19 protein-coding genes are annotated in these 20648 nt (G+C 45.4%); 4 read left to right on the top strand and 15 right to left on the bottom strand.

Annotation, left to right across the window (positions count from 1 at the left end; genetic code table 11):
• Window positions 1–49: 49 nt before the first annotated feature.
• The 13 genes from GGQ95_RS14425 to GGQ95_RS14365 all read right to left on the bottom strand — a co-directional run bounded on the left by GGQ95_RS14425 (window position 50) and on the right by GGQ95_RS14365 (window position 13351).
• Window positions 50–1222 carry an ATP phosphoribosyltransferase regulatory subunit gene (locus GGQ95_RS14425; RefSeq protein ID WP_183187026.1) on the bottom strand — a complete coding sequence of 391 codons (1173 nt, stop codon included), beginning with the start codon at window positions 1220–1222 and terminating at the stop codon, window positions 50–52.
• Between the two features lie 489 nt (window positions 1223–1711).
• A complete protein-coding gene (locus GGQ95_RS14420; RefSeq protein ID WP_066149679.1) occupies window positions 1712–2206 on the bottom strand; it encodes an acyltransferase in 495 nt (164 codons plus the stop codon).
• Between the two features lie 3 nt (window positions 2207–2209).
• The gene (gene ppaX, locus GGQ95_RS14415; RefSeq protein WP_044741457.1) at window positions 2210–2851 is read right to left on the bottom strand and encodes a pyrophosphatase PpaX; all 642 of its coding nucleotides are present in this window, start codon (window positions 2849–2851) and stop codon (window positions 2210–2212) included.
• The gene (locus GGQ95_RS14410; RefSeq protein ID WP_080860192.1) at window positions 2851–3786 is read right to left on the bottom strand and encodes a nucleoside recognition domain-containing protein; all 936 of its coding nucleotides are present in this window, start codon (window positions 3784–3786) and stop codon (window positions 2851–2853) included. The genes ppaX and GGQ95_RS14410 overlap by 1 nt, the downstream gene beginning before the upstream one ends.
• A 16-nt stretch (window positions 3787–3802) precedes the next feature.
• The gene (gene lgt, locus GGQ95_RS14405; protein ID WP_183187025.1) at window positions 3803–4612 is read right to left on the bottom strand and encodes a prolipoprotein diacylglyceryl transferase; all 810 of its coding nucleotides are present in this window, start codon (window positions 4610–4612) and stop codon (window positions 3803–3805) included.
• Between the two features lie 18 nt (window positions 4613–4630).
• Entirely contained in the window at window positions 4631–5566 is a 936-nt protein-coding gene (gene hprK / locus GGQ95_RS14400; RefSeq protein ID WP_044741460.1) for an HPr(Ser) kinase/phosphatase, read from the bottom strand.
• 87 nt (window positions 5567–5653) lie between these two features.
• Window positions 5654–5998 carry a phage holin family protein gene (locus GGQ95_RS14395; RefSeq protein ID WP_080860193.1) on the bottom strand — a complete coding sequence of 115 codons (345 nt, stop codon included), beginning with the start codon at window positions 5996–5998 and terminating at the stop codon, window positions 5654–5656.
• Window positions 5995–6195, bottom strand: a complete 201-nt coding sequence (locus GGQ95_RS14390) for a PspC domain-containing protein (protein WP_066149663.1) — start codon at window positions 6193–6195, stop codon at window positions 5995–5997. Before GGQ95_RS14390 ends, GGQ95_RS14395 begins: the two co-directional genes overlap by 4 nt.
• 14 nt (window positions 6196–6209) lie before the next feature.
• On the bottom strand, window positions 6210–6524 hold the full coding sequence (locus GGQ95_RS14385; RefSeq protein ID WP_183187042.1) for a magnetosome magnetite crystal formation protein family: 315 nt from the start codon (window positions 6522–6524) through the stop codon (window positions 6210–6212).
• 335 nt (window positions 6525–6859) lie between these two features.
• The gene (gene uvrA, locus GGQ95_RS14380) at window positions 6860–9721 is read right to left on the bottom strand and encodes an excinuclease ABC subunit UvrA (RefSeq protein ID WP_376701756.1); all 2862 of its coding nucleotides are present in this window, start codon (window positions 9719–9721) and stop codon (window positions 6860–6862) included.
• A 16-nt stretch (window positions 9722–9737) separates the two neighbouring features.
• A complete protein-coding gene (gene uvrB / locus GGQ95_RS14375; RefSeq protein WP_044741464.1) occupies window positions 9738–11717 on the bottom strand; it encodes an excinuclease ABC subunit UvrB in 1980 nt (659 codons plus the stop codon).
• A gap of 202 nt (window positions 11718–11919) precedes the next feature.
• Window positions 11920–12141: a CsbA family protein gene (locus tag GGQ95_RS14370; RefSeq protein WP_044741465.1), complete on the bottom strand. Its 222-nt coding sequence runs from the start codon at window positions 12139–12141 to the stop codon at window positions 11920–11922.
• A gap of 16 nt (window positions 12142–12157) precedes the next feature.
• Window positions 12158–13351 carry a PDZ domain-containing protein gene (locus GGQ95_RS14365; protein WP_066149654.1) on the bottom strand — a complete coding sequence of 398 codons (1194 nt, stop codon included), beginning with the start codon at window positions 13349–13351 and terminating at the stop codon, window positions 12158–12160.
• Window positions 13352–13590: 239 nt separating this feature from the next.
• On the opposite strand from GGQ95_RS14365, the gene GGQ95_RS14360 reads away from it, so the two are divergent.
• From GGQ95_RS14360 to GGQ95_RS14345, 4 genes are all read left to right on the top strand, one after another.
• Window positions 13591–14094: a MerR family transcriptional regulator gene (locus GGQ95_RS14360; RefSeq protein WP_066149651.1), complete on the top strand. Its 504-nt coding sequence runs from the start codon at window positions 13591–13593 to the stop codon at window positions 14092–14094.
• 495 nt (window positions 14095–14589) lie between these two features.
• Window positions 14590–16278 carry a DUF6044 family protein gene (locus tag GGQ95_RS14355; RefSeq protein WP_183187023.1) on the top strand — a complete coding sequence of 563 codons (1689 nt, stop codon included), beginning with the start codon at window positions 14590–14592 and terminating at the stop codon, window positions 16276–16278.
• A gap of 15 nt (window positions 16279–16293) precedes the next feature.
• Entirely contained in the window at window positions 16294–17283 is a 990-nt protein-coding gene (locus GGQ95_RS14350) for a glycosyltransferase family 2 protein (protein WP_066149645.1), read from the top strand.
• Window positions 17280–17678: a GtrA family protein gene (locus tag GGQ95_RS14345; protein WP_066149642.1), complete on the top strand. Its 399-nt coding sequence runs from the start codon at window positions 17280–17282 to the stop codon at window positions 17676–17678. Before GGQ95_RS14350 ends, GGQ95_RS14345 begins: the two co-directional genes overlap by 4 nt.
• A gap of 37 nt (window positions 17679–17715) precedes the next feature.
• On the opposite strand, the gene GGQ95_RS14340 is transcribed toward GGQ95_RS14345, so the two are convergent.
• On the bottom strand, window positions 17716–19164 hold the full coding sequence (locus GGQ95_RS14340; RefSeq protein ID WP_066149639.1) for a S41 family peptidase: 1449 nt from the start codon (window positions 19162–19164) through the stop codon (window positions 17716–17718).
• Window positions 19165–19684: 520 nt separating this feature from the next.
• Window positions 19685–20635, bottom strand: a complete 951-nt coding sequence (locus GGQ95_RS14335; protein WP_066149634.1) for a cation diffusion facilitator family transporter — start codon at window positions 20633–20635, stop codon at window positions 19685–19687.
• Window positions 20636–20648: the final 13 nt, after the last annotated feature.

Raw genomic sequence — 20648 nt, 5'->3', positions numbered from 1 at the left:
GGCAACGGCGGGAACCCGCCTTCCATCATGGATCACAAGCATTTCGTGATCATGAATTTTGACCAATTAAGTAAGTAATGTGGTGATATTGTTTTGCGCAAGCATCAATATTTTCGATTCCCGATATGTGCTGCATAACGACTTTTTCACCGTTTTTTCGCCGCTGATTCGCCAATTGAATCGCTTCTGAAAGCCTTTCTTGACTAAAAATAATGCAATGGATCTCCCGGCTCTCCTCCGGTTCGCCTAGCGCTTCAATCAACCGGTCGACCCGAATCCCAAATCCGGTAGCGGGAGCCTTTCGTTCAAACTTTTCCAACAATTCATCGTAACGCCCGCCGTTTCCAAGCGGAAAGCCGACTTTTTCTGCATATACTTCAAATAAAATTCCCGTGTAATAGCTCATATGGCTCACAAGATTGAAATCAAACTTAATATGTTCCGTCACTTGATACAGTTTGAGATGTTCATACAGCTGCTCCAGCTCGGCAATCGTGTCGATTCCGTTCTCTCTATCCACCAGCTCGCGCGCCCTCTCAATACTTTCGGCTCCACCGCGCAATTCAAGCAGATTTAAAAGCCGCTGCTTATCGATCGAGGAAAGCGGCAATGATTTGACATGTTCACGGTAACCAACGTAATTTTTTTCATACAAAAAGCGGCGCAACGTATTGGAACGCTCTTCATTTCCTAAAATATCTAAAAATAGCGCATGGACATAGCCAATATGTCCAATTGTGACTGTAAATCGGTCAAGCCCAATCTGTTTTAAGGCGGCAATCATTAAGCTAATCACTTCTGCATCAGCGGCAATGGTGCCATCGCCGATGCATTCCACTCCAATTTGTTCAAATTCAGCCGGGCGCCCTCCCTCCCGCTGCTGGGCGCGAAACACATTCGCATGATAAGCCAACCGGAGCGGATTTCCGCTTTCGTAAAGCTTTGACGCAGCCAAGCGGGCAATCGGCGCCGTCATATCAGGACGCAAAACAAGCGTATGACCCTGCTGATCAAGAAGCTTAAACAATTGATGGTCATCAATCGCTGAAGCAGTACCAACCGTTTCGTAATATTCTAACGTCGGAGTTTCAATAAACTCGTATCCCCATTGTTCAATTTCATTCGCCATTGCTCGGCGGACGTGCTGCTTCGCTTTATATAAAAAAGGTAATGTATCGCGCATCCCCAACGGTTTTTCAAACATAAACAGCTTTCTAGACATAGTAACCCGCCTTTACCGAAATACTTTAGTTTGCTAATATGGTAGAGAGATGAAGTTATTTGTAGTTTACTCCTTGTCGGGGCTTACGTCAAGGTTAAGATGATTCAAAATAGCACTAATCACTACAAGAAGCTTAATGAATTCATGCTTTCCATAATAAAAATGGTCCATCAACAACATTTCTCCTGCCTAAGCATAAGAAATCGCTGTTTATGGACAAGCGCCTGCCGTCTATATCCCATCCATCGCATAAAAAGTGAATCGACAACACCTATGGATACGAACACACATATTTTCCATTCGTTCGGCGAACCGCTATCAAAGGCTGATGGACTTGCCTTCAACCGTCAAAAAGCTCATTTAACTGTACCAAACGAATTCTCTTGAAAGATACAAATGATGAACTCCTCTTAACCAATGGCGATGATGTTTTCTATCAGCCTATATTTGTACACTACGCTATAGAAAAAAGAAAAGCCGCCTCTCATCTTATGAAAGCGGCTTATTCATACGGATCATTCGCATCGGATTGCCGGCCACAAATGCACCTGGAGGCACATCCTTGTGTACCACCGTTCCTGCAGCCACAATCGCGCGATCGCCAATGACCACTCCCGGGAGAATGGTGGAATTCGCGCCGATCATGACTTCATCGCCGATGATGACATCGCCTAGGCGATATTCATCAATCAAATACTCATGCGCTAAAATCGTGGTATTATAGCCAATAATCGAATTGCGGCCAATTTTGATTTTTTCTGGGAACATAATATCCGGCATCACCATAAACGCAAGTGCGGTTTTCTCGCCAATTTCCATATGCAAAAATGTGCGGTACAGCCAATTTTTCAGCCGCATAAATGGCGTGTAGCGCCCTATTTGAATGATCACTACATTTTTAAACACCTTCCAAAACGAGACCGTTTTATACACTTGCCACAACGAATTGGCTCCAGATACCGGATATTTTGTCGTTCGTCTCAAAATTTATTCCACCCCTACAATCGCCAATAAATCACTCATTTTCTCAAGCATAAAGTCTGGTTCATACTTCTCCAGATACTCTCTTCCTTTAATGGCCCATGCTACTCCTGCCGTCTTTGTTCCCGCTTGCTTTCCCGCCAAAATGTCATGATAATTATCTCCAACCATGAGCGTTTCTTCTGGAACAGAACCTAAAAGCTCAAGCGCCTTCAAAATCGGTTCAGGATGCGGTTTCGCGTTTTGTACGTCATCCAGCCCGACAACACAGCGGAAAAACGGATCAAGCTTTGTCCGCTTTAATCCCATCAGCGCCGTCGCGTTCATTTTTGTCGTCACGACTCCCAATTGAAAGTCGTGCTGGTGTAGCACGGCAATCGTTTCATATACCGTTTCATATTCTTTTATGAGCGCATCGTGCTGGCGATGGTTGAACGCCCGATAGGTCGCAATCATCTCTTCTACCCGTGCTGCATCAAGCGCAGCAAAGGTATCGTAAAGCGGCGGACCGATAAACGGCAGGACATCCTCCCGTCTATATTTTCCGGGATAGTAGGTTTCCAACGTATGCAAAAATGACTGGATAATGAGTTCATTTGTATCAATCAGCGTGCCATCCAAATCAAATAAAATCGTGCGAATGTTCATTAGGCTGCTTCCCTTCTCCCTGTTTTTCTATAAACATTCCAAACAAATCCGACCATCATCGTCAATAGAACAGCTGTTGTCAAGCGAATCAGCAAAAGCGGCCATACCGGGATGCCAAGCGGAACAAATAATAGTGTATCCTCTACCACCGCATGGCACGCAGAAAGAAACAGAAAAGCAAGCGTGACATCTTTCTTCGATACACCATCCTCTTGTACCGCCTGAATCATGACTCCCGCTCCATATGCCAAACCAAATAAAAGTCCCGCCGCCAGCGTCATCGACGTATTTTCTTTCATTCCAAGCATTTTCGTCAATGGGGACATCCAACGTGAAAACACATCAAGCCATTTTAAATCCTTCAAAATTTGAATCCCGACCATGAGCGGAATGACAATCATGGCGAGCTGCATAATTCCGAACAATGCTTTTTTCACGCCTGCCCAAACGACAGGTCCCCATCCGGAAAACTCTGCTGAAGAGCTAGAGATCATACCATATTGCGCCACCTCATCTCCTCCCTGCCAAATCAGATGAATGAGGAGCGCAGAAACAATCGCCAGCATAACGCGAACACCAACAGCTAAAGCTACATGAACCCCCACTCTTCCAGCAACTGTCACTTCCACAAGCAAATTGTGGGAAAACGAAAGCATGACAGCTAAAATCAATACTTCTTTTACCGTCAGATGCAGCGTCAAAATCGCGCCAATTCCGGCATATAAGTTTAAAAAATTCCCCAACACAAGAGGAATGGCAGCCTCCCCTGGCAGGCCGATCCATTTCATCAGCGGAGATACCACTCGAATGATCCACGGCAAAATCGGCGTATACTGCAGAATCGATACGATAAGAGTAACCGGAAAAATAATTTTTCCAAGCGCTCCCGTCGTCTTCACGCCGACTGCCAGCCCTTTTTTGACCGTCTCGACCAATCCGCTTCCCCCTTTTCTAATCTAAATAACGCTCCTTCGCCCATCCTTTTACCCGCCGTACCATCCACAATCCGGCCGCTAACACAACCAGGGCAATGGAGACAACTTGGGCAATCCGCAAATGATCTGTCAGCATTAAGCTATCTGTCCGCATTCCCTCGATAAAAAAGCGACCGATCGAATACCAGATTAAATAGCTAAGAAATAACTCACCGCGGCGCAAATTGATCCGACGCAACATGATCAGCAAGAAAAAGCCCATCAAATTCCAAATCGACTCATATAAAAAAGTCGGATGATAATATTGGCCGTTGATATACATTTGGTTAATAACAAAATCTGGAAGGTGCAAGCTTTCAAGAAAATGGCGCGTCACTGGTCCGCCGTGCGCTTCTTGGTTCATAAAGTTGCCCCAACGGCCGATCGCCTGGCCTAAAATAATGCTAGGCGCTGCAATATCGGCCAGTTTCCAAAACGAAATGCCCCGCCTTTTGGCAAAGACGACTCCCGTAATGATTGCGCCAATTAAGCCTCCATGGATGGCTAAGCCTCCCTCCCAAATTTTTGGAATTTCAGCAGGATGCTTCGCGTAATAATCCCATTCAAACATCACATAATATGTACGGGCACAAATAATCGCAATCGGAACAGCTAATAAAACGAGATCCACAAATGTTTCTTTTGCCAATCCACGCTTGACCGCTTCTCGCGTCGCAATCCACAGTCCAAGCAGCACGCCTGTTCCAATAATCACTCCATACCAATAAATAGTGATAGGACCAAGGTGTAAAAATACACGATCTAATGGCTGAATCGCTGGATCCACCTTATCCTTCCTCCTCTCTTATTCGTAATCATGATCTCCATCCTCAATGGCATCTGTTAAGCGTGCCGAAAACTCTTCAGCAGCATTCATTCCCATTCGTTTCAAGCGGAAATTCATGGCGGCTACCTCAATAATGACCGCTAAATTTCGGCCGGGTCTTACTGGAATCGTCAATTTTGTCACTTCTGTATCAATAATTCTCACTTTTTCTTCTTCTAAACCGAGCCGATCATATTGTTTATTCGGATCCCACAACTCCAAATCCACGACGAGCGAAATGCGCTTATGTGTCCGCACGGCTCCTGCACCGAACAATGTCATCATATTAATGATACCAAGCCCGCGAATTTCCAGAAGATGCTCAATCAGCTCTGGAGCATTACCGACGAGAAGGCCTTCATCCTCTTGACGAATTTCTACGCAGTCATCGGCCACAAGACGATGGCCTCGCTTTACCAACTCCAGCGCCGTTTCACTTTTTCCGACACCGCTTTTTCCGGTAATCAGCACGCCAACACCGTATACATCAACCAATACCCCGTGCACAGCGGTCGTCGGAGCCAGCTTGCTTTCCAAAAAATTCGTCAATCGGCTCGAAAGGCGTGTCGTTTTCATCGTTGAACGCATGACCGGAACCGAATGGCGCTCAGATGCTTCAATTAATTCTTGCGGAACATCCAGCCCGCGCGATACAATAATTCCCGGCGTAATATCTGTACAAAGCTTTTCCATGCGAATCTTCTTTTCAGCCGGGTGCAATCGTTCAAAAAACGAAAGCTCTGTTTTTCCTAGCAATTGAATCCGCTCAGCTGGATAGTAGGCAAAATATCCCGCCATTTCAATTCCTGGCCGCGATAAATCGCTTGTTGTAATCGGACGGTGTACTCCTTCCGCCCCGCTGATTAATTCAAGCTGAAATTGTTCAATCAAATCTTGCGTCCGAACTTTCGGCATCAAAACCCCCCCTTTGCTTTTCCATTTTAACACTTTTCCCAACGCATGTGAAAAAAGAAAAAACGTTCGCGCCGAAGCGGAACGTTTTTAGTCTCTATCGCTAATCGCATCAATGATGACATGAAAGAGAGAAATCGCAAGCGAAGCCAACAAGGCCGCACCGAATCCATCAATTGTAAACGAGTCGCCCATCAGCCATGATGTCATAAGCAATGTTAAAGCATTGATCACAAATAAAAATAGTCCAAACGTTAAGACGGTTACCGGAAGCGTTAAGACAATCAAAATCGGTTTGACGACCATATTTAAGAGCGACAGCAGAAAGCTAGCTAAAAGCGCAGCGCCAACCCCAGACAAATGAATGGACTGAAAATAGCCGGCAAGCGCCAACAATAGCACGGCATTGACAATAATATGCGCAAGCCACTTCATCGTTCCATCCCCTCTTGCGGCATCACCAAGGCAGCGATGACGTAAAATAAAACAAACGGCATAATTCCAGTCGATAAAAGCAAAATCACAAAAATTAACCGAGTGAGCGTTGAATCAATTCGAAAATAAGCGGCCAAGCCGCCGAGCACTCCCGCGATTTTGCGGTCATGATAAGACCGAACCAGTTTTTTGTTCATGGTTTCACTCCATTCTATACTTCTTGCAATACTTGAATGCCTTTGATCACATTCCAAATAATGACCAATAAATGAATCATTCCTCCAACTACGATTCCCAAAAACGGCAGCGCTGCCAAGCCATCATGGTTGGTCGCTACGCCAATGATAAAACCACCGATGGACAGCACAAGAATGAAAAACGGAAGAAGATGCGAAAACAGCGATTTTTTCGCATGTTTTTTGACCTTCTCCTCTTTCGTGACAAAATAAACAATCACCGGAAAAAGAAACGGCGCAAAAAACACGCTAAAATAGCAAGTGGCCGATAACAGCTTAGATGAATTCACCTTCATCGCTCCCTTCTTTATATCAATATATACGACGCATATACCGAAAAGTTTCAGTACCTCATGCTATACCATAGATGGGATTCTCACTAGCATCCTTGAAAACAAAGCATCTCATGAGCCTCTCCCACCTTCACTCCGTTTAGAGGGGGAGACTTCCCGGTGGATGGTGTTGAATTTCCAATCTGAGCTTCTTTGCATCAATCAAAAGAAGGAAGCGCAATGATGATGATCTTGCCCGCTAGCTATTCAGCGCATCTATTTCTCCTGTGCTTATCTTTCCCTCTTTGGCTAGACCTTATCTGTTCATGTGAATGTGAAAAAAGGGCCCTTGATTAGGGCACCTTTATTTCTTCATACATCGCTTGCATTCGCTGGCGGTCGCGCTCTAAAATGCGTTTTAAATACAGTCCCGTATAGGATCCTTTCACTTCGGCGATTTCCTCTGGGGTTCCCACCGCCACGATTCGGCCGCCCTTATCGCCACCTTCAGGACCGAGATCAATAATATAATCAGCCGCTTTAATGACATCAAGATTATGCTCAATAACAAGCACAGTATCACCGTTATCCACCAGCCGCTGAAGCACTTTAAGCAAGCGGGCGATATCATCAATATGCAAGCCTGTAGTCGGCTCATCTAAAATATAGAGAGTGCGCCCTGTCGAACGGCGATGCAGTTCGGACGCCAATTTTACCCGCTGCGCCTCTCCCCCAGATAGCGTTGTCGCCGGCTGTCCAAGCTTGATATAGCCTAATCCGACATCATAAATCGTTTGCAGCTTTCGCTTGATTTTCGGAATGTTTTCAAAGAAGGCGAGCGCATCCTCCACCGTCATTTCCAGCACTTCGGCAATGTTTTTATCCTTATATTTCACTTCCAGCGTTTCACGGTTATAGCGTTTGCCGTGGCATACTTCACATGGAACGTACACATCCGGCAAAAAGTGCATTTCAATTTTAATAATGCCATCGCCACGGCAGGCTTCGCAGCGGCCGCCCTTCACGTTAAAGCTAAAACGGCCTTTCTGATAGCCGCGCACCTTCGCCTCGTTCGTAGCTGCAAACACCTCGCGAATATCATCAAATACTCCCGTATACGTGGCCGGATTTGAGCGAGGCGTACGCCCGATCGGAGACTGGTCGATGTCAATGACTTTATCCAGATGCTCGATTCCTTTCAATGTTTTGTACTCTCCAGGCTTCGCTTTCGCTCCTTGTAATTTTTGCGCCAGCGCTTTGTGCAAAATTTCATTGACAAGCGTACTTTTTCCCGAACCTGATACTCCCGTCACAGCCACAAACGTGCCAAGCGGGATTTTCACGGACACATTTCTTAAATTGTTTTCTTTTGCACCATGTATTTCAAGCCAGCGGCCATCTGGCTTGCGGCGTTCCGGCGGAAGCGGAATAAACTTTTTGCCCGACAAATATTGGCCTGTTAGGGAATGAGGATCGTTCATGACTTCTTCCGGCGTTCCGGCCGCCACTACTTGGCCGCCATGAATGCCGGCGCCTGGACCAATGTCAATCAAATAATCAGCAGCCAGCATCGTGTCTTCGTCATGTTCTACGACAATCAGCGTATTGCCGATGTCTCTCATGTTTTTGAGCGTATCAATCAGCCGATCGTTGTCACGCTGATGGAGTCCGATGGACGGCTCGTCCAAAATGTAAAGCACACCCGTTAGCCGGGAGCCAATTTGGGTCGCAAGACGAATGCGCTGTGCCTCGCCGCCTGATAATGTGCCGGCTGAACGGCTTAATGTTAAATAATCTAAGCCCACATTATTTAAGAAACCAAGTCGTTCTATGATCTCACGCAAAATCATATGGGCAATTTTCTGTTCTTTTTCACTCAATTCTAAGCTCCGGAAAAACGCGAGCGCTTCCGTGACAGACAGCGATGCCACTTCCCCAATATGCTTGCCGCCGACAAGCACGGCTAAGCTTTCTTTTTTTAAACGATAGCCTTTACACGTTGGACACGGCTGATCAGCCATGTATTTTTCCATTTGCTCGCGAATATAATCAGAGCTTGTTTCGCGGTAACGCCGTTCAATATTGGGAATAACCCCTTCAAATTCAATGTAATGTTCGCGAATCTGTCCAAAATCATTTTCATAACGAAAATAAATTTTTTCACCATTGCTTCCATACAGGATGCGATTTAACTGCTCCTTCGGCAGCTCCTTTACCGGAACATCCATATCAATTCCATAATGCTGGCAAACAGCCGCCAACAGCTGTGGATAATATTGGGAGCTTTGCGGTTCCCATGGAGCGATCGCATGCTCGCGCAAGGTCAGTTCATCATTCGGAATGACTAAGTCCCGGTCTACCTCCAATTTAGCGCCCAGCCCGTCACAATCCGGACACGCTCCGTACGGACTGTTGAACGAAAACATGCGCGGCTCAAGCTCGCCAATCGAAAAACCGCAATACGGACAAGCGTGATGCTCGCTAAACAGAAGTTCCTCTTCTCCGACCACATCAATAATCACTTTGCCGTCAGCCAGCTTCAGCGCTGTTTCCAGAGAATCAGCCAAGCGCGAGGCAATGCCTTCCTTCACGACGATGCGATCAATCACTACTTCAATAGAATGCTTTTTATTTTTTTCTAATTCGATGTCTTCCGATAGCTCGCGCATCTCGCCGTCTATGCGCACGCGTACATATCCCTGTTTTTTGATCTCTTCTAGCGTTTTAACATGCGTTCCTTTTCTTCCCGATACGATCGGCGCTAATACTTGAATTTTCGTTCGTTCCGGGTAAGCTAGGATGCGGTCAACCATTTGTTCAATGGTTTGCGACGTAATTTCAATGCCGTGCTCTGGACAAACGGGACGGCCAATCCGCGCAAACAATAAGCGCAAATAATCATAAATTTCGGTAACCGTTCCCACTGTGGAGCGCGGATTGCGGCTCGTCGTTTTCTGATCGATTGAAATGGCCGGAGATAGCCCTTCGATCGTATCGACATCCGGCTTGTCCATTTGTCCTAAAAATTGGCGGGCGTATGCCGAAAGCGATTCGACATAGCGCCGCTGCCCTTCCGCATAAATCGTATCAAACGCCAACGACGATTTTCCTGAACCTGATAACCCCGTTAAAACAACAAGTTGGTCTCGCGGGATCTCAATGTCCATATTCTTTAGATTATGAACTCTTGCCCCTTTAATCGTAATTTTATCCATTGGCATAAGCTTTTGATCATCCTTCCGCTTTGAGTTCAAAAATTAAATCGCGAAGCTCGGCCGCGCGTTCAAAGTCAAGCGCTTTGGCCGCTTCTTTCATTTCTTTTTCTAAGTTCGCCACAAGCTGCTCCCGTTCTTTTTTCGTCCATTTGCGGCGATCCGGCTTCACCTCGTACGACTCTGGCTGTTCAGCCGCATACGTCGCACGAATAACATCACGAATCCCCTTTTGAATCGTCTTCGGTACGATGCCATGCTCACGGTTATAGGCCTCTTGGATGGAACGGCGCCGTTTTGTTTCATTGATCGCAATCTCCATCGATTTGGTGATCGTATCGGCATACATAATCACATGACCGTTAGCATTGCGGGCCGCTCGTCCAATCGTCTGGATCAGCGAACGCTCTGAACGCAAAAATCCTTCCTTATCAGCATCTAAAATCGCGACAAGCGACACCTCCGGAATATCCAATCCCTCTCTTAACAAGTTAATGCCAACAAGCACGTCGTATTTGCCGATGCGCAGGTCGCGGATGATTTCAATGCGTTCAAGCGTTTTAATTTCCGAATGCAAATAGGCCACCTTAATCCCTATTTCCTTCAAGTAATCGGTTAAATCTTCCGCCATTTTTTTCGTGAGCGTCGTCACTAGTGTTCGCTCATTCCGCTTCACGCGTTCATGAATTTCATCGATCAAGTCATCTATTTGCCCTTGAATTGGACGAACATCAATCGTCGGATCCAAAAGCCCGGTCGGCCGAATAATTTGCTCGACCATTTCCGGACTATGCTCCAATTCGTATGGTCCCGGCGTTGCCGACACATAAATAATTTGGTTCACTTTTTTCTCAAACTCTTCAAACGTCAGCGGACGGTTGTCAAGCGCTGACGGCAGGCGGAAGCCGTGATCGACCAGCACCTGTTTGCGTGCTTTGTCGCCATTATACATCCCGCGAATCTGCGGCAGTGTGACGTGCGATTCATCAATCACAATTAAAAAATCGTCTGGAAAATAATCGAGCAGCGTATAAGGAGTCGATCCTGGCGGGCGCAATGTTAAATGGCGTGAGTAGTTTTCAATTCCTGAACAAAAGCCCATTTCCCGCATCATTTCAAGATCATAGCGCGTGCGCTGCTCAAGCCGCTGCGCTTCCAACAGCTTGCCCTGCTCCCGCAACTCCTTCAAGCGTTCTTCCAGCTCTTGCTCGATATTTTGAATCGCCAGCTGCATTTTTTCATCGCGCGTGACGAAGTGGGAAGCTGGGAAAATCGCAACATGCTCCCGCTCTCCGATAATTTCTCCCGTCAGCGCATCTACCTCGCGAATCCGTTCAATCTCATCGCCAAAAAACTCGACACGAATGCAATGCTCGTCGCGCGAAGCCGGAAAAATTTCGACGACATCACCGCGAACGCGAAACGTTCCCCGCTGAAAATCAATGTCATTGCGCGTATACTGCACATCGACTAAACGGCGCAGCAATTCGTTTCTTTCGATTTCCATCCCTGTCCGCAAAGATACGACAAGCTCTCGATATTCTTCCGGAGAACCCAAGCCGTAAATGCATGATACACTGGCCACAATAATGACATCGCGCCGCTCAAATAAAGCAGATGTGGCCGAATGCCGCAGCTTATCAATTTCATCGTTGATGCTTGCGTCCTTTTCAATATACGTATCCGTCTGCGGCACATACGCTTCCGGCTGATAGTAGTCATAGTAGCTCACAAAATACTCAACTGCATTATTTGGAAAAAACTCCTTCAATTCACTATATAGCTGGCCCGCCAATGTTTTATTATGAGCAATGACCAGCGTCGGTTTATTCACCTTCTGGATGACGTTAGAAATGGTAAAGGTCTTTCCTGTTCCTGTCGCTCCTAATAGCGTTTGATGCTTCGTACCGTTCAAAATTCCTTCCACCAGCTTAGCAATTGCCTTTGGCTGGTCGCCTTGCGGCTGATAGGCTGATACTAATTGAAAATGGTCTTTCACCTGCGCAAAGCCCCCTTCGTATTCATCCTAATTGTATTGTACCACATGAATGCTTAAGATGCACAAAAAATACGAACTTATATTCGTTTCCAAAACTTTCGTAAGCCTTACAGAGCGAACAGCTATTTCCATCTCTTTGGCTGCAATAACAAAAGCCACCGCAAAAGAATGGTTCAATCGATCTTTTGCGGTGGCTTTCTTCTTATTTTTTAAATTTTTTTACCATTTTCTCTGCATATAAAAAGCCTGCCGTTGTCGACGCAATATCCGCTAACACTTCATGAAGCTCGTTTGTATATCCTTTGACATAAGAAGCTACTAACAGCGCCACTGTCAGCAGCGTCCCCACATAATGATTATAAGTGACGCGAGTAAAAAGCAGCACTAGCAAAAACGGCACGATTAATGCAACGAGAAACCACATAAGCAAAACCCCTTATCTATACAGCTTCCGATGTCCATTTTTCCCGCGTTTGCACAAACAACAATCCAAGCTCGTGATGCTCATTTTCATATAACGCTCCTTGGACAAAACGGACTTCCGCATTTTGATCCAACACCTCTAGCTTACAAAAAGCGCGGTTATGCTGCAATGCCTCATAAAATTCTTTTTCCGTTTTAACGGGTATGCCGTTCACTTTCGCAATCACTTCGCCGATTTTCAGCCCGATTTTTTCAGCCTTCGATTCTGGTAAAATTCCTAAAATAACCAATCCCTGCTCTTGCTGTGAAAAATACGGGGGACGGGAACGGTCTTGCCGATGCTGCCAAAAAGCCAGACATTCTCTAGCAATCAACGCCGCAGCTGCAACCGCGATTCCTAAGGAAGGAAACCAAGAAGACGCCAAAGCTCCCGCGCAGACAGCGGCCGCTAACCAGAGCACGCGACGGCCGGCCATTTGAATAGAGGCTCGTGGATGCATGCCTTGCATATGCTGCGAGAAGCCGAGCAAAAATGGCACCAAAGCGAATGAATATGAATGATCCACGCCCGAAAACAATGGCCACCATGAAAAAGGCGAAGAGAGCGGGCCATTGGGAATGGGCAGAAGCACAGGCACAAACCAAATCCTATCTACCCAATGTTCTCCAATCATAAGCCCCCTCTTGCTTTTAGCAAGCTGCGGAGAAGTAGCCACTGCTCCGTTTCGCAAAATGAGAAACCCCTCGGCAAATAACAGCAATGCAAGCAGCCATATGAAAACGGATATAGGCGCCTCGTGAAGGCTTTCCACATATTTTGAAACCAACGGCCAAGCGCCTCCGTATTTCATAAAACCAGCTGCAAGCAAAACCAATCCCCCAACCGTATAAGCAGGAGATAGTAACCGCATCTGTCCTGTCAAGCTCAGCAAAACCGTCACATAAAAAAGCAGCAGCAACACATCGTGGGGTACCGCCATTCCAGACACTACCGTCACGATGGAAAGAAACAAGCCAACGGCCCAACCGCTGCGCCAAAAAAAGACACTTTCCTGAAACCAGCCATATACGCGAATATGAAAATGCTTCCGCTCTTTATTCATTCGACGCCAGCCGACGAAAGCCGCAAGCAGCACGCCATAATACAAAAGGGGCTCGGTCAACAACCGCCCGACTCCTTTCAAAAGTTCCATCCCCCACATGCCAAGCATGGGCTTCACCTCCGATCATCATGAACGTATCTACTGATCTACTTTTCATTCTAGCAAATCGCTTCTACAAATCATACGATTGGCTGCATATTTTTTTATATGTTATTCGACAAATGGCGAATTTTTTCCTATTCCCACTTTCTTTGCCGAATGAGCACTAGTTTTGTCATCGTAAAAGGAATTTGGACATTCGATGGAAAAAATGATATAGACAAGGAAAGAAAAGAGGAGGAAAAACCATGGAACTAAAAACGAGCAATGTTGCCAAGCGGCTTGGAGTATCGCCTAAAACGATTCAGCGCTGGGTTAAAAAATACGAGATTCCATGCAAAAAAAACGAAGCAGGACATTACATATTCGATTCTGAAACACTTGCATTGCTTGAACAGATCAAATTTGAGCAAGGAGCGGCTCTTGAAGAGTGCGAAACAGAAGAAGAAAATGAAAAAAACATTCTGTGCCCAGAAGACTTTTTCTCCACTCATCTTCAACCACATCTAAACGAATTCACCTCACGTTTTCAACGCATTGAACGCCAGCTTGAGCAAAAAGCAGATGAAGTTGTATCCGTTCAACTGTTGCAGCACCGCCGCGAAATTGAAGAGCTGCATTCTTACATCCGTCAGCTTGAACAACGCATCTCCCTGCTGGAAGAAGCCAATGAGAAGCGCGAAGCGGACGATTCTTTGTCTAAAAAGCAAAAACGCCGCGGCGTAGGCCGAATTATCGGCTTATTTGTGTGAACCTTTCATCTCTAACACATGAACGTTCAATATCTAATAACATCACAATATGCTTCCATCTTATTTTCACGTGATATGTTCCCAAATTAAAATCCTAAGAATGTTGATAAAATGGCATTCTTGGGATTTTTTTATTCGTCAATCCAATGAAATGGCTACTTATCATTCCCCGCTTTTCTCGGTCACCTCTATGTATATGAAAATTACAATGAATGGAACTCTATTTTTCCTTCTCCTTATTTTTATCCATTTCTTATGTTTTTTTAATTCTATTTGTTTATAATGAATGCCGCTGCCAAGAAAATCAAAATGTAATGGGCAGATTCTATGTTTCGGCCATCGGCAAACCGGATCGCCATGACCGCTTTTTTTTGGCATGATGCGTAACGAAACAGAAGTTCTTGCATCTTCCAGCCGTCATTGTCGGTATCAGGCGCGAGAAATATTGATATTCCATTACATGAATCATCAGCAAGAAAGGAGCAGAGATGGTCCATGCAAGAGCATTCGATTGTGGAAAAACGAGAACGGATCGCCATATGGATCGCCATTTTTCTTATCATTCTTTATCTTTCTCCGCTTTATATTTTAGGAGAAAATGCACATATTCGCGTTCATGATAATTTAGATTCCAATATTGCTTGGTACAAGGTGCTTGTACGAAGCGGAGAACTATTTGGATCCATCAACGCAACGATTCCGCAAGTCATTAACGGACTGCCGCGCAATGCCTATGGCACTGAATTTAGCGGCATCGTTTGGCTTCACGCGTTGCTTCCGTCCATGGTAGCGTATGCCGTCAGCCAGACCATTACGCGCGGCTTCGCTTTTCTGGGGATGTATCTTTTATTAAAGCGGCATTTTCTTAGGGAAAAAGAAGCTTATCTTATTCGCGTCGGAGCAGCGCTCACCTTCGCTTTGACTCCTTTCTGGCCGTCGGGAATGCTTAGCACCCTCGGCATGCCGCTGGCACTTTGGGCTTTTCTGTCCATTCGAAACCGTCAAGCGTCATGGAAGGAATGGGCCACCCTTGCCCTTCTTCCGTTCTATGCAAGCTTTGTGCTCGGCTTTTTCTTTTTCTTAACGGCGATGGGGCTTCTTTGGCTTCGTGATGCGGTTGGCAAAAAACAATGGAATATTCCGTTTCTCGGCAGTATCGTGTTCATGACAAGCCTATTCTTGGCCATCGAATACCGCCTTGTCTATTCGTTGCTTTTTAGCCATGAGCCGACTAGCCGAAACGAATTTGTGTCCTCAAAGCTTGGATTTTGGCATACGATCCATCTTGTATTTAAAAACTATTTTCTTGGTCATACCCATGTGATGACCGTGCATACTTTTATCATTCAGCCCATTCTGTTCCTTGCCTTTGCTTTCATCCTAAGAGCAAAGAAAGGGGAGCTCGAAAGACGTTTTTTGTTTTTATTCATTCTAAACTTTGTTTTATCCGTTTGGTACGCCTTTTGGTTTTATAAAGGCTGGCAGCCGCTCAAAGAACGATTTGCGTTGCTGAACACCTTTAATTTCGCTCGTTTCCATTTTTTGCGGCCTTTGGTCATTTATTTAGACTTTGCTTTAGCCTTGCAAATACTATGGCGCCGAAATAGAAGCTGGAAGCAGGTGGCTATGGCCGCCATCCTTTTGCAAACGCTGTTGTTAGGGGGATTCAATGAAGAAATTCGCTACCGTATCAGCGGCACACCGTCATTTAAAGAATTTTATGCAGAGCATTTATTTCATGAAATCAAAGAATACATCGGAAAACCGCCAAGCTCCTATCGTGTCGCCAGCATCGGCCTGCATCCGGCCATTGCGCAATATAACGGCTTTTATACATTGGATACGTACAATAATTTTTACCCATTGTCGTATAAACACTCTTTTCGCAAAATCATCGCGAAAGAGCTGGATAAGAGCCCAGAGCTGAAAGATTATTTCGACCACTGGGGCAATCGTGTCTACATTTTCTCAGCGGAGCTTGGAAAGCATTATGGCTTTCGCAAAACATCCCATAGGAAAATTTACCATTTAGAACTTCATACAGACGTATTTAAGAAAATGGGCGGACGCTATCTCTTTTCATCCGTTCCTATTATGAATGCCAAAGAAAATCATCTGCGCCTGCTTAAAGTATTTGAAGACTCCCAATCTGTTTGGAAAATCTATTTATACGAAGTGGAATAAAGGAGGAGAGACGGAATGGAAACGCCTGTGTTAACCATTGTGGTACCGTGCTATAACGAAGAAGAGGTATTTTTAGAAACAGCTAAACAGTTAACCGGTGTATTACAGCAGCTGCAAAAAGAGAAGCTGATTGCCTCTGAAAGCAAGCTATTGTTTGTCGACGATGGCAGCCGTGACCGAACATGGGAGCTTATCTTGGAGGAAAGCGAAAAAAATCCGCTGATCACCGGAATTAAGCTATCGCGCAATTTTGGACATCAACGCGCGCTGTTAGCTGGACTTCAAGCGGCCATGGAGTATTCGGACTGCGTTATTTCCATTGATGCTGATTTGCAAGACGATATCCAGGCCATTCGTGAATTTATTATAAAATATTGGGAAGGCTTTGATATTGTATACGGTGTGCGCCGTAGCCGCAGCACGGATACATGGTTCAAACGGGCAACCGCACAAGGCTTTTACCGATTGATGCAAAAAATGGGCATCGCTCTGATCTATAATCATGCTGATTTCCGCTTAATGAGCCGGCGGGCGCTGCAAGAGCTCAGCCGTTATGACGAAGCCAATCTATTTCTGCGCGGCATCGTTCCGCTGCTGGGGTTCCGTTCGACTCAAGTGCTTTATGATCGAAAAGAACGCTTTGCTGGAGAATCGAAATATCCATTGAAAAAAATGCTGGCTTTCGCCTTGGATGGAGTGACTTCGTTTAGTGTCGTGCCGATTCGCTTCATTACATTTGTCGGCTTTCTTTCTTTTCTTCTTAGCAGCATCGCTGGTCTCTATGCTTTCATCGTCAAGCTGTTGGGATATGCCGAATCAGGATGGACATCCATTATGATCTCAATTTGGCTGATTGGAGGGCTTTTATTAATGAGCGTCGGTTTCATTGGAGAATACATTGGAAAAATCTATCAAGAAGTCAAAAGAAGACCGCGGTTTACCATTGAAGAAAATTTATATTCTCTGCGAATGAAAACAAACCAGAAAGAGCGGATCCATCTATGAATCATTCGTTCTTCCGCTTCTTGCTTGTCGGGTTGATTAATACCGCTGTCGGATTGTCTGTCATGTATACGCTGCTTCATCTCGCTCATGTTTCCTATTGGGGGGCCACGTTGATCGGCAACACGATTGGCGCCATCGTCAGCTACTGCTTAAATCGTTTGTTTACATTTCGCAGTCATGCACCCATCAGCAGCAGCGCTTTTCGTTTTGCACTTGTGATTATGGTATCCTACTTCTTTGCTTATCGTCTAGGCAAACAACTAGCTCACTGGACGATGGGCACGGTTTCCCTTCTGCCCGCCCAGTATACCGATGATATGGCCATTTTATTCGGCACAGCGCTTTATACCATCTTCAATTACCTTGGACAAAAACGTCTCGTCTTCATCAAATGAAAAGGGAACGATTCGGCTTCGAACCGTTCCCTTTGTATTATTGGAATAACACTTTCATCGCTTCTTTTAACTGTTTGTCATTTTTATCATCACGGACCGCTTCCAGCACTTTCGTTTCAAGCAATTCAGCTGTTTGCTTGTCAATGCTTCCTGTAGCTGGAATTTTATTTTCTTGTTGGAATGACTTGACGGCCTCTACCGTTTCCTCGCTGAAATATCCATCCTCACGCCCCGGATCAAAACCGAGTCCTTTGAGCATTTGCTGGGCGTTTTTAATTTGCTCACTATTCATGTTGTATTGGAGGGCTTTATCAATATGAATCGGGCTGGCATGGAAGTATTCCGGCTGCTCCACAGTCACATCCGGCTTAACTCCTTTTTTATGAATCCAATTTCCATCAGGAGTCAACCATTTATAAAGCGTAAGTTTTAAGTTGCTGCCGTCGCCCATCGGGATGGCCTGCTGCACCGTGCCTTTTCCAAACGATGTTTCCCCCACCAGCTTATAACCGCCGGCTTCTTTCATGGCACCTGCTAAAATTTCCGACGCTGAGGCGCTACCTTTATCGATCAGCACAACAATCGGGTACGGCTTTTTCTCCGTCAAATTGGAGTAAAACTTTTGCTTGCGGCCATTGCGGTCCTCAATTTGAATATATGGTTTGCCCTTCGGAATAAACTGCTTTAAAATATCCTCTACGCTTTGCAAGTAGCCTCCCGGATTACCGCGCACATCGATGACCAATCCATCCATTTTTTCCGATTCTAATTTCTCTAATTTCTTTTTAAAATCTTGAGCTGTATTTTCTGAGAATGAAGTAATCTCTAAATATCCTACTTTTTTGCCATTATACGTCTTGAGCGAATCGTAGACCGTTTCAATTGGGATTTCATCGCGTACGACGTTGACTCGAATCATATCCTTCATCCCCGGGCGAAGAATGTCCAAATGAACCGTCGTTCCCTTTTTGCCGCGAATTTTTAAGACCGCTTCATATAAATCAAGTCCTTCCAGACTTTGCCCGTTCACCTTCACGATCTGATCGTTTGGCTTCAGCCCCGCTTTTTCGGCTGGAGAGTTTTTAAATGGAGCGACAATCGTCACTTTTCCGTCCACCATGCTTACTTCTGCGCCAATTCCTTCAAACGAGGAATCAAGGGACTCATTAAATTGCTCAGCCGTTTCTTCATCCATGTATACAGAATATGGATCTTTCAGTGTGCCGATCATCCCTTGAATCGCGCCTTCGATTAGTTTTTGGTCATCCACCTTTTGCACATAACGGCTTTTAATGAGCTCATAAGCTTGTTGGATTTTTTTGAGCTCTTCCTGCTCATTTTTCGCCGTTTCCTTTGTGGCTTGCTCCGATTGGACGGAAAGGCTGCTACTTTCATGACGATCCGTCAGCTGTATACCAGCATAGGTTCCCCCAGCTCCGACCAACATCGATAAAGCCATAAGCACTGCTGTCGTTTGCTTCTTCATCGTTTTCTCCTCCTCTATCCACACTACACCATGCAAGGAAAGGCACCACACAATCGTGCCGTGCGATGCCCTTTATCATCATTATATGAACAGCTTGTACAGCTTATGATCACATCTGCGCAATATTCAGTTTACACGTTTGCTGTTATTTTCTCAACTGATATGGCATTGGTTCCACTTGACGATATAAACGTGATGTGGCAACATTCCAAAGAGCAGGCGATTGGGGATTTCGCCGGATGGACGACCATCGAAAAAATGTCTGCTTTTGAATAGGCGATCATGTTTCATCTTCCATCTGTACTTAAAAAAGTGGAGAGAAGGCGGCCTTCATCAGAAAAGCCGCCTGATGATCCATAATTTTATGATCTGTCGTTTTTCAGTCACCCGCTGTCTAAACAACAAGCTTCCGCATAGATCCATAGATGGATGAGCGGTATCATCCGGATTTCTGTCGGCTTTCCAAGGATCATCTGCTCCATCAGAAATGGTGTCTATGCAGCGAAAGGAAAGTCGATCCCTACACTCTCATTTCTCCGTGATCAATTTGCGAGGTTTCAATTTGGATGGTCGTATGGAGGATTTTAAATTTTTCTTCAATCAAATGAATCGCCGCCTGCAAAATCTTTTGGCTGTCCTGACAGTCTTCAATCAGCATATGGCAGCTTAAAGAGTCCAGCCCGGATGTAATCGTCCAAATATGGAGATCATGGACATTGACCACTCCCTCAATGCTTTCAAGTGCTTTTTTCACCTCATGCTGGTCAATCGTAATCGGCGTGCCCTCCATCAGAATATGAACCGTATGCTTAATCACTTCCCATGCCCCTTTCAAGATGAGAAGCGCAACAAGCACAGAAATAATTGGATCAGCTATATACCAGCCAAAAGCCCACATGACCAATCCAGCCATGATCGCTCCTACAGATCCTAGCGCATCGCCCAACACGTGCAGGTAGGCGCTGCGCAAATTCACATTATGCTTCACATCCCCTTTCCGCATTAACGCCCAAGCACTTAATAAATTCGCTATCAAACCGATCAAAGCAATCAGCATCATAGAACCGCTGGAAACCGTCGGCGGATGATAAAAACGCCCAATGGCTTCCCAAATAATAAATCCAGCGATAATAAACAACGTAACGCCATTAAACAAAGCCGCTAAAATTTCAAACCGGTAAAAACCATACGTTTTATTGGGGGATGCAGGCCTGGCAGCAAACCAGATCGCAATAAGGCTAAGAAGCAGCGAACTGGCATCGCTCAGCATATGACCGGAATCGGACAAAAGGGCGAGACTGTTCGTCCATAATCCTCCTAAAAACTCGAGAATCATAATGCCAGCCGTAATGGAAAGAGCCACAATCAGCCCTTTTTTATTTCCTTCCCTTCCTAAATCATGATGGTGGTGTCCGTGATGATGGCCATGATGATGACCATGATGGTGATGATCATGATGATGGTGATGCATTGTTACACGCCTC

It is taken from the genome of Anoxybacteroides rupiense (assembly GCF_014196195.1).
GTDB lineage: Bacteria > Bacillota > Bacilli > Bacillales > Anoxybacillaceae > Anoxybacteroides > Anoxybacteroides rupiense.
Note: the sequence above shows the minus strand (reverse complement) of the source record. Positions and strands in the feature narration are given on the sequence as shown.